This is a genomic window from Hydrogenophaga palleronii NBRC 102513 (genome assembly GCF_001571225.1).
In the GTDB taxonomy this organism is placed as follows: Bacteria; Pseudomonadota; Gammaproteobacteria; order Burkholderiales; family Burkholderiaceae_C; genus Hydrogenophaga; species Hydrogenophaga palleronii.
In genome coordinates this window covers 25198-33505 of sequence record NZ_BCTJ01000038.1, presented here as the reverse complement: position 1 = coordinate 33505, position 8308 = coordinate 25198, and the positions used below count along the sequence as shown (strand labels likewise).

At 68.6% G+C, this 8308-nt stretch carries 11 protein-coding genes; 7 read left to right on the top strand and 4 right to left on the bottom strand.

Annotated features, from left to right (window positions below):
• Both HPA01S_RS19200 and HPA01S_RS19195 read left to right on the top strand, forming a co-directional pair.
• The coding region (locus HPA01S_RS19200) for a restriction endonuclease (RefSeq protein ID WP_218005363.1) at positions 1-1008 on the top strand (1008 nt) is incomplete at its 5' end.
• Between the two features lie 62 nt (positions 1009-1070).
• Positions 1071-1397, top strand: coding sequence for a hypothetical protein (locus HPA01S_RS19195; RefSeq protein ID WP_066272478.1), 327 nt, complete (start codon positions 1071-1073; stop codon positions 1395-1397).
• A gap of 18 nt (positions 1398-1415) precedes the next feature.
• On the opposite strand, the gene pcp is transcribed toward HPA01S_RS19195, so the two are convergent.
• Positions 1416-2099 (bottom strand): pyroglutamyl-peptidase I, encoded by a 684-nt coding sequence (gene pcp / locus HPA01S_RS19190; RefSeq protein WP_066272476.1) that lies wholly within the window; start codon positions 2097-2099, stop codon positions 1416-1418.
• Between the two features lie 37 nt (positions 2100-2136).
• On the bottom strand, positions 2137-3018 hold the full coding sequence (locus HPA01S_RS19185; RefSeq protein WP_066272475.1) for a DUF3014 domain-containing protein: 882 nt from the start codon (positions 3016-3018) through the stop codon (positions 2137-2139).
• Between the two features lie 196 nt (positions 3019-3214).
• Here HPA01S_RS19185 and HPA01S_RS19180 point away from each other — a divergent pair, with 196 nt between their 5' ends.
• The gene (locus HPA01S_RS19180; protein ID WP_066272473.1) at positions 3215-3673 is read left to right on the top strand and encodes an SRPBCC family protein; all 459 of its coding nucleotides are present in this window, start codon (positions 3215-3217) and stop codon (positions 3671-3673) included.
• Here HPA01S_RS19180 and HPA01S_RS19175 read toward each other — a convergent pair.
• Positions 3636-4517 carry a tRNA-uridine aminocarboxypropyltransferase gene (locus tag HPA01S_RS19175; protein WP_084360829.1) on the bottom strand — a complete coding sequence of 294 codons (882 nt, stop codon included), beginning with the start codon at positions 4515-4517 and terminating at the stop codon, positions 3636-3638. The genes HPA01S_RS19180 and HPA01S_RS19175 overlap by 38 nt on opposite strands.
• A 171-nt stretch (positions 4518-4688) precedes the next feature.
• Between HPA01S_RS19175 and HPA01S_RS19170 the strand changes: the two genes are divergently transcribed.
• Positions 4689-5048, top strand: coding sequence for a hypothetical protein (locus HPA01S_RS19170; RefSeq protein ID WP_157085096.1), 360 nt, complete (start codon positions 4689-4691; stop codon positions 5046-5048).
• A 116-nt stretch (positions 5049-5164) separates the two neighbouring features.
• Positions 5165-6385 (top strand): 7TM diverse intracellular signaling domain-containing protein, encoded by a 1221-nt coding sequence (locus tag HPA01S_RS19165; RefSeq protein WP_084360828.1) that lies wholly within the window; start codon positions 5165-5167, stop codon positions 6383-6385.
• Between the two features lie 15 nt (positions 6386-6400).
• Here the strand turns inward: HPA01S_RS19165 and HPA01S_RS19160 are convergent, their stop codons facing one another.
• Positions 6401-7099: an SOS response-associated peptidase gene (locus HPA01S_RS19160; RefSeq protein WP_066272466.1), complete on the bottom strand. Its 699-nt coding sequence runs from the start codon at positions 7097-7099 to the stop codon at positions 6401-6403.
• 65 nt (positions 7100-7164) lie between these two features.
• Here HPA01S_RS19160 and HPA01S_RS19155 point away from each other — a divergent pair, with 65 nt between their 5' ends.
• Positions 7165-7773 carry a DUF938 domain-containing protein gene (locus HPA01S_RS19155; protein WP_066272464.1) on the top strand — a complete coding sequence of 203 codons (609 nt, stop codon included), beginning with the start codon at positions 7165-7167 and terminating at the stop codon, positions 7771-7773.
• Between the two features lie 27 nt (positions 7774-7800).
• On the top strand, positions 7801-8280 hold the full coding sequence (locus HPA01S_RS19150; RefSeq protein ID WP_066272462.1) for a tellurite resistance TerB family protein: 480 nt from the start codon (positions 7801-7803) through the stop codon (positions 8278-8280).
• Positions 8281-8308: the final 28 nt, after the last annotated feature.

Sequence of the window (8308 nt, the reverse complement as noted above, 5' to 3'; positions counted from 1 at the left end):
GGGGGGGGGGGGGGGGGGGGAAGAGGAATGGGCACCCGGCCGCCGCATGAGCCATCGCGTCATCCACACGACAGACACCACCACCGCCAGCCGTTTCTGGACAACGGCCTGGGCGCGTTGGCGCTGGGCTGCGTATTCCTGTTGCTCTCGCTGCTGCTCCACGGCCATCCCATGCTGAGCACAGCCAGCCGGGCGCTGCTGGTACCGGCCTGGTTCCTGCTCGGGGTGGGGGTGTTGTTGCTGGGCATCCATTACGTGTTGAAAGACAAGCCCGAAGACGAAGGCAACTCCGAGGCCGCGCCGCTGCTGGCGCAGCAATGGCCCGCCGCAGCACCGGCGCAGAACGACTCGCACCGAAGCGACGAAGTGCCTGCCCTGCAGATGGGGGCACGCCTCACCCCACCCGCCCTCACCCGCTGGAGTGCGGCGGTGTTCGGCGTCATCGAATGGCGGCGCTTCAACGCCGTGTGCGAAGCGCTGTTTGCACAACCCGGCCTGAGCACACGCATGCAATCGCACGGGCCCGACGGAGGCGTGGACGTGTGGTTGCACGTTGACCCGTTTGAAGCCCCGGTGCGCGTGGTGCGCTGCCGGCCGTGGCAGACGCGGCAGGTGGACGTGTACGAGCTGCGCGATTTCCTGGAGGTGATGAATGCCCACCAACTCAAGCGTGGCACCTACATGACCACCTCCACCTTTGCCGCCGATGCACCGGCGTTTGCCCGCGCCCACGGCATTCAGCTGCTGGACGGCGCCACCGTGCTCAAGCTGATCACGCAGCAGCCACCCGAAACCCAGCAGGCCTTGTTGAACGTGGCCTTCGAGGGCGACTACGCCCGGCCCACCTGCCCCACTTGCGACATCAAGATGGTCGAGCGGGTGCGGTCGAAAGACGGCGTGTCGTTCTGGGCCTGCCTGAACCGCTCACGCTGCCAGGAACCTTGCCGATGGGGCGGGCCGGCGCTTAGGTGCTGCACGCCGCCTGGTCGCTCGCGGCAGGCGCGGTGAACTCTGGTTAGCATCGTGTCGCACGCCGCTCCAGGCGCGTGCCCACGTTCCACCCACTCACCATGAGCCGCCGCGCCCACCACCACGTCTATGTGATCGAGCTGTCCAAAGCGGTGCTGCTGGAGGCGCGGTTTCGCAAGAACAACCCGGGCTACATCGAAGGCAAGCCCTGCGTGTACGTGGGCATGACGGGGCTTGATCCCGACGTGCGATTCGACAAGCACAAGGCCGGCATCCAGGCCAACCGCTATGTGCTGCTGTACGGCCTGCGCCTGCTGCCGGATCTGTACGAGGGCTTCAACCCCATGCCTTACAAGGCGGCGGTGGACAAGGAGGTGGAGGTCGGCATCGACCTGCGCTCGGCCGGCTTCGGGGTCTGGCAGGCCTGAGGCGCTGCGCCGGTTCGCTCAGTGCGAGGCGCCGGCGCCCAGCAGCTGGTCGTGCTGCACCTGCAGCGCGCAGCGCACCACCTGGCGCAGGCCGTTGACGATGTCGTCCAGCGCCATGTGTGGCGTGCCCTGCACCGGCAGCCAGGGCACGTGCACGAAGCCGCCGCGTGTGTGGCGCAGCAAGGGGTCGGTGGCCAGTGCGTGCATGAGGCCGTAGAACACGTGGTTGCAGACGAAGGTGCCGGCGGTCTGTGAGACCTCGGCGGCAATGCCTTCGCGTTGCAGCGCGGCCAGCATGGCCTTGATGGGCAGGCCGGTGAAGTAGGCCACCGGCGCGCCAGCGCGCACCGGCGTGTCCACTGGCTGCGCGCCGGCGTTGTCGCTGGTGGGTGCGTCGTTCACGTTGATGGCCACGCGTTCGAGCGAGATGGCGCGCCGGCCGCCGGCCTGGCCGACGCAGATGACCACCGCGGGCCGGTGTTGCTTCAGCAGGCTGTTCAGGGTTTGCAGCGAGGCGTCGAACACGGTGGGCAGTTGTGCGGCCACCAGCGTGTGCCCCAGCACCTGGCGGCCATGCAGCGAACTCACCGCCAGCCAGCTGGGGTTGAGCGCGGCGCCACCAAAAGCGTCGAAGCCGGTCAGCAAGACCTTGCGGCGTGCTGCGTTGTCGGTGGCTTCGGCGGTGTGGTGGAGGTCGGCCATGGCGCCAATTTACCGCAGGCGGTGGGCCGGTCCGCCGTCAGGGACGGGCCACGCGCTGGCGGATGTCCTTGAGCTTGGCCTGCAGGCGCTGCTGGTTGTCGGCACCGATGCGCCAGAGTATCTTGCGGCCGGCCGATGCGGCTTCCAGCGCGGGGTCGGCAAATTCGTAGCGCACCCAGGGCCGCGTGGACGGCACCTCGCCCTTCACCTCCACCAGCTTGACGGCCACCGGCCCGGCGGGCAGCGGTGGTGTGGCGATCAGGTGGTCCAGCACCTGCACCAGCCGATCGTTGAAGTAGCGGCCCGGAAAACCCAGCTCTTCGTAGGCCTGCTGGAACAGCGGGTAGAGGCGCCGGTACACCGCCACGGCTTGCGCGGTGTCCACCGCTTCGACCATGTTCACCAGCGGCGTGTAGCGCTGGCTGTTGGCCGGTGCGATCAGCTCGGGCTGGCCGCTGGCGGCGGCCGGCACAGTGGTGAAGCGCTGCGGTGTGGGGTTGACCGGCCACACCACCGTTGGCGCCTGCGTGCGTGGCAGGTTGTCCACCGTGGCGACGGCGCGCCGCACGAAGCCATCGACCTGGAAGAAGCTCAACACGTTCTTGCGCGTGACCAGCCCGGTAAGCGCTTCCGTCACCAGCGCATCGGCGTCGGCCAGCCTGGGCAGTGGCGACGCACCGGTGGTCTCGACGGGTTCTTCCACCGGGTGCTGGATGGCGGGTTCGCTGACCGGTGCGGTGGCCTGCGGTGTGGCCGGCAGCTCGGGTGCGGGGCTGGCAGGTGCTTCGACCGTGGCCGGGGTGTTGTTGGCCGCCTGGTAGTGCAGCCAGCCGAAGTAGCCGGCGACCGCCAGAACGATCAGCGCCACGATGCCGGCGGTGGGCAGCCAGGACGGCTGCGGGGGAGAAGGGGGTCTCATGGCCTCGTCACCTTGTGGATGATTGCGGGCCGACCATCCTACACCGCTATGTCGGCGCGTTGATGCACGCGGTTACCTGTGCGGCGCTTGTCGAAAAACGGGCCGGTGTTTCGTCGTAGGGGGTGTGGGTGCAAGATGAACCTGCACCCCACCATCGAGCACCTGTTTGCACCCTGTCTTTTGAAAGGACCGCACCATGAGCACCACCCGCACCGGCACCGTCACACTGCACCGCGTGTTTGCCGCACCGCCCGAGCGCGTCTACCGCGCCTTCCTCGACGCCGAAGCCAAGGTCAAGTGGTTGCCGCCACATGGCTTCACCGCGCGCGTGTTGAAGGATGACGCGAAGGTGGGCGGCAGCTACCGCATGCACTTCACCAACCTGCACACCGGCAAGTCGCACGCCTTCGGCGGCACCTACCTGGAGCTGGTGCCGAACGAACGCATCGTGCACACCGACACCTTCGACGACCCGAACCTGCCGGGCGAGATGAAGGTCACCATCACCTTGAAGAAGGTGATGGTGGGCACCGAGGTGAACATCGTGCAGGCCGGCATTCCGGCCTCCATTCCCGAAGTGGCGTGTTACCTGGGTTGGCAGGAGTCGCTGCAGTTGCTCACGCTGCTGGTTCAAGCCGAGATACCCGAGGAATAAGCCCCGCTGCATCCTCACCCTCACCCTCACCCGCACCCTGGCCACCCAGCGCCGCCAGCGCCTGCAAGCGCTGGTGGGTTTCGCTGCCGGGGTCGAGGCGGGTCCAGCCCTTCACGCTGAGGTAACGCTCGGTGAACACATCGAGCCAGGCCGCCAGCGTGTTCGCGGCATGTGTCTCGCCGGCCAGCGCGAGGCACAGCGCCGCCACCTCGGAGGTGCAGAAGTGGTTCTCGCGCGCCGAGCGGCGCAGCCGGTAGTTGGACACCACCGCTTCGGGCTGCAGGCTGAGCACCGGGAACCGATCCAGGTAAGGGCTCTTGCGGAACATCTTGCGCGCCTCGGACCAGGTGCCATCGAGCAGCACGAACAAGGGCTTTTTCTTCGCACCCGGCGCGGTGGCCTCGTCGCTGGACTCTTCTGTTTGCAGATCCGTCACCACGCGCTCGGCTTCCACGAACTCACCCGGGAACACCACGTAGGGCTGCCACTGCGGGTCGGCCAGCAGTTCGAGCAGCGCGGGGTCTACCGTGATGCGCGACCACGGAAACGCCCAGGTGTCGGCCACCACGTCGGCCACCAGCCAGCCCGTGTTGCTGGGCTTGAGGGCTTCGATGTCGCCCATGAGCAGGCACACGCCGGCGCGTGTACTCACCTGCGGGCGCAAGCCACACAGGCAGTGGCTGGCCACCAGCCGGCAGCCGGCGCAGCGGCCGCCGCCCGAGCCGCGCGCCAGAAAAGGTTTGGCGCTGGCGGCCAGGCGCTGGGTGCGCAGGCGCGAGACGGCGTGATCGGGGTGTTGCGGCGCCGGCGGGGCCAGCGGCGCGGGGTTTTCGGAAGGGAACATGTGTCGCATTGTGAATGGCCGGTAAGGCTTTTTTCTGCGCCGGTGCCATTGGTCGTGCCGTGGCATCACGGTCAGCAGGCGATTCATGCATTTCGTCGCCCTGCATCGGGGATGGGCGGTCGCGTCGGGCACCATCCCGAGGCTTCCTACAACGTCCCGCCCGACCCGCACATGACCAAGTTGCAGCGCCGCAAGGCGCGCCGCCCCAACGCCCCGCCGCTGTTGTCCAACGGCTTGTGGGCGACCTTCGCCGGGTCCCTCATCTGGCTGCTGTCCATGGCCATGGCGTTGAAGGAATCGATGCAGTTCGCCTCGCGCGCGTTGCTTGCACCGGCGGCCATGGGCATCTTCGTCGGCCTGGGGCTGTTGATCATGCACGTGCTCTCGGGCCGGCGCGCACAGTCCGAGGCGCGCATGCTGCTGCGCCAGCACTCGACCCTCATGGAGCCGATGCCGCGCCTGAAACCCGGCCGCAAGGACGCCGGCAACTCCCGTCCCCCACACACCGGTTCGTCGGCGGTGGGCCGTTAGGCTGGTTGCCTGCGCCTTGCGCTGATCGTTTCCGCCGTCTCCCGCCGCTCCCGTTTTCCGTGACAAGCTTGGCAGTGCACCGCCGGATGGCCGACGGCAACGCTGGATAATCCCGCATGCCCATCGCTGAAATTGTTGTCTGGTCCGCCATGCTGGGTGGCTTGCTGACCCTCTGTGCCATCGCCCTCGCCGAGGTGTTCGGTGGTCGCACCATCGGTGCGGTGCGCAACCTGCTCTTTGTGTCCATCACCGGCGCCTGCTGCGTCGTGATGACCGGCCTGCCCGAGGCGTTTTTCCCCCAGTTGCCCGAGCGCCTGATGATGGTGCTCAAGGCCAGCCTGGGCCCGATGGCCGGCGCCATGGGGTTTTATTACGTCGGCACCTGGCTGGGGGGCGCACGCGAAGACCACCTGGTGCACCGCATGACCGCACTCGCAGGCATCGTGCTGATATGCGCAGCCTTTGCGCTGGCGGTGCTGGCGAGCCAGATCGATGCGGCGCATTTCCGCCCCCTGCTGATGCTGGCGGCGGTGGTCAACATGGTGCCAGTGCTGCTGTCCCTGGTCGCGTCGGTGCGCGCGGCGCGGCGCGGCGACCCGCTGGCGCGCTGGATGACGCTGGCCATCGTCTGCCTGGTCGCCACCACCGGCCTGCACTACCTGCACGCGCTGGACGTGCCGGGCCTGGGCCTGGGCACCTGGGTGTTCACAGCGGCGGTCACCGTGCTGTTCTTCCTGCTGTCTTCCATGCTGGCGCTGCTGCGCAACCGGCAAAACCGCACGCTGGCTCGCCTCTCGCGCCTGCAGCAGGGCGCCGATCCGGCCACCGGCCTGTCCACCGGCTCGGCGCTGATCGCAGACGTCGAACACGCGCTCTGGCGCGCCGCGCGGCTGCAGTTCGAAACCTCGGTGGTGTGCCTGTACGTGAGCAACCTTTACGAGCTCACTGAAGACGTCGGCTCCAGCGCCGAGGGCCAGATCCTGGTGGCGCTGGCGGCGCGCATCCGCCGCGCGGCCGGCTTCCGCTGCGTGGTCGGCCTGTACCACCCGCGCTGTTTCGTGGTGGTGCTGACGATGGACCCGCAGCAGCCCCCGGTGCGAGCCACCGCCGCGCGCCTGGCGCTGACGGTGTCGCACCCGATGGTGGTGCTCGACGAAACCGGCGAGCACCACCCGTTCCGCCCCTGCGTGAGCATGGGCGTGGTCGAGGTCAACCCGACCGGCGCCACGCCGTCCGAAGTGATCAACGAAGCCGAGCGCCAGGCCCTGGCCATGGCCGGGCGGTTCACGCCCGAGAGCGAACACGGCATCGAAACCCTGCCCGCACCGCTGGGCTGAGCCGGCCTCGCGGCCCTACTTCTTCTCCACCGGATTGGCGGTGAGGGACTGTGCCGGGTAGGCGCGCATGAACTCGCGCGCCTTCTCCGGATGCGCCGTCAGCCAGGCGCCATAGGCACCTTCGTTCAACACCGCGAGCATGCGTTTCTCGCTGCCGGGCTGCTGGTAACGGTGCATCAGCGCGTGGCTGTTGGCGTTCACCGTGAGCAGGCAGAAGCTCACAATCTCCTCGCCATCGGCACCCACCCAGCGCTCCCACAGGCCGGCCACGCCCATGGGCTTGCCGTCCACACGCGCGATGCGTGTGCGCACCGGCTTGCCACTGCGGTGGTCGTCTTCCAGAAACGCCATCATGGGCACGATGCAGCGCTGCGCACCCAGCCAGGCATGGCGGAAGTTGTTCGAGGTGCTCACCGTCTCGGCGCGGGCGTTGACCAGTTTGGTGGAACGCAGCTTGGCGTCCGACGCGGACTTGACCCAGGGCGGCACCAGGCCGAACTGCCCGAGCGCGATCTCGCGCACCGCGGGTGCGGCTTCGGCAGAGGGATCCACTTCCACGGCGTCCACGGCCGCCACGCTCGGTGCCAGGCGGATAAAGGCGCCCGGCCGGCGCGGCCAGACATCACGCCCCACGGCAGCGGCGGGCGGCGGGGCCACGTCCCAGACATCGGTGTAGAGGGCGTCGGGGCGCAGGCTTTCGTATTGGGTACTCATGCGGGGCATGCTAGCCGACGCCGGCAGGTGCGCCCGCATGGGCGCCGGCAACGGACAATGCGGCGATGAACAACCTGCCCTTCAGCCCCGCCGCAGAACGCAACAAACACCCCATCCTCGACATCTTGCGCCGCGTGCTGCCCGCACAAGGCCGCCTGCTGGAGATCGCCTCCGGCACCGGCCAGCACGCGGCGTGGTTCGCCACCGCGCTGCCGGGCTGGCAGTGGCAACCCAGCGAGGCACAGGCCCACAGCGCACCGGTCATCGCCGCCTGGGCGGCCGAGGCCGGCGCGCACAACGTGCTGCCAGCGCTGACGCTCGACGTGCTGGCCACGCCCTGGCCCTTGCCGGACACGCGCTACGACGCCATCTACTGCGCCAACCTGCTGCACATCGCGCCCTGGCCGGTGTGTGCCGCGCTGATGGAGGGCGCGGCCCGCCACCTCACACCCGATGGCCTGCTGATCACCTACGGGCCGTATCTCGAAGACGGCGTGCCGACCTCGCCCGGCAACCAGTCGTTCGACGCCAGCCTGCGCGCCCAGGACCCGGGCTGGGGCCTGCGCCGGCGCGAAGACGTGGCGCAGGTGGCGCAATCCGCCGGCCTGGTGCAACGCGAACGCCATGCGATGCCGGCCAACAACCTGCTGCTGGTCTGGGGCCGGGAACCCTGAGGGCGCGTGGCGGCTCCATAGCGCACCATGCTGAGAAACCTCAAAGACCTGTTCGACCAACTCACCACCAGCCTGACCGCACCGGCCGCGGCACAGACCCCGGCCGCGGCCGAACACACGTTGCAACTGGCCACCGCGGTGCTGCTGGTGGAAGTGATGCGCGCCGAGCCCAGGCTGCAGGACAGCGAGCGCGACGCGGTGCTGGCCGCGCTGCGCCGCAAGTTCCAACTGGCCGACGACGAGCTGGAGCGCCTGCTGGAGCTGGCACACGACACCGCGCGCAACGCCTACGACTACCAGCGCTTCACCGCGCTGATGAACGAACGCTTCAGCCAGCCGCAGAAGATCGCGGTGGTCGAGGCGATGTGGGAAGTGGCCTTCGCCGACCAGCATCTGGACGCGCACGAGCACCACGTCATCAGCAAGGTGGCCGGGCTGCTGCACGTCACCCATGGCGAGTACATCTCCGCCAAGCTGCACGCCCAGGCCGCGCTCCAGGCGCGCTGAGCGGGCCGCACAAGCCGGTACAGAACTT

Excerpts from the sequence above, each read along its gene's own strand:
- HPA01S_RS19195 (WP_066272478.1), top strand. The coding sequence starts at position 1,071 with ATGAGCCGCCGCGCCCACCACCACGTCTATGTGATCGAGCTGTCCAAA.
- pcp (WP_066272476.1), bottom strand. The coding sequence starts at position 2,099 with ATGGCCGACCTCCACCACACCGCCGAAGCCACCGACAACGCAGCACGC.
- HPA01S_RS19185 (WP_066272475.1), bottom strand. The coding sequence starts at position 3,018 with ATGAGACCCCCTTCTCCCCCGCAGCCGTCCTGGCTGCCCACCGCCGGC.
- HPA01S_RS19180 (WP_066272473.1), top strand. The coding sequence starts at position 3,215 with ATGAGCACCACCCGCACCGGCACCGTCACACTGCACCGCGTGTTTGCC.
- HPA01S_RS19175 (WP_084360829.1), bottom strand. The coding sequence starts at position 4,517 with ATGTTCCCTTCCGAAAACCCCGCGCCGCTGGCCCCGCCGGCGCCGCAA.
- HPA01S_RS19170 (WP_157085096.1), top strand. The coding sequence starts at position 4,689 with ATGACCAAGTTGCAGCGCCGCAAGGCGCGCCGCCCCAACGCCCCGCCG.
- HPA01S_RS19165 (WP_084360828.1), top strand. The coding sequence starts at position 5,165 with ATGCCCATCGCTGAAATTGTTGTCTGGTCCGCCATGCTGGGTGGCTTG.
- HPA01S_RS19160 (WP_066272466.1), bottom strand. The coding sequence starts at position 7,099 with ATGAGTACCCAATACGAAAGCCTGCGCCCCGACGCCCTCTACACCGAT.
- HPA01S_RS19155 (WP_066272464.1), top strand. The coding sequence starts at position 7,165 with ATGAACAACCTGCCCTTCAGCCCCGCCGCAGAACGCAACAAACACCCC.
- HPA01S_RS19150 (WP_066272462.1), top strand. The coding sequence starts at position 7,801 with ATGCTGAGAAACCTCAAAGACCTGTTCGACCAACTCACCACCAGCCTG.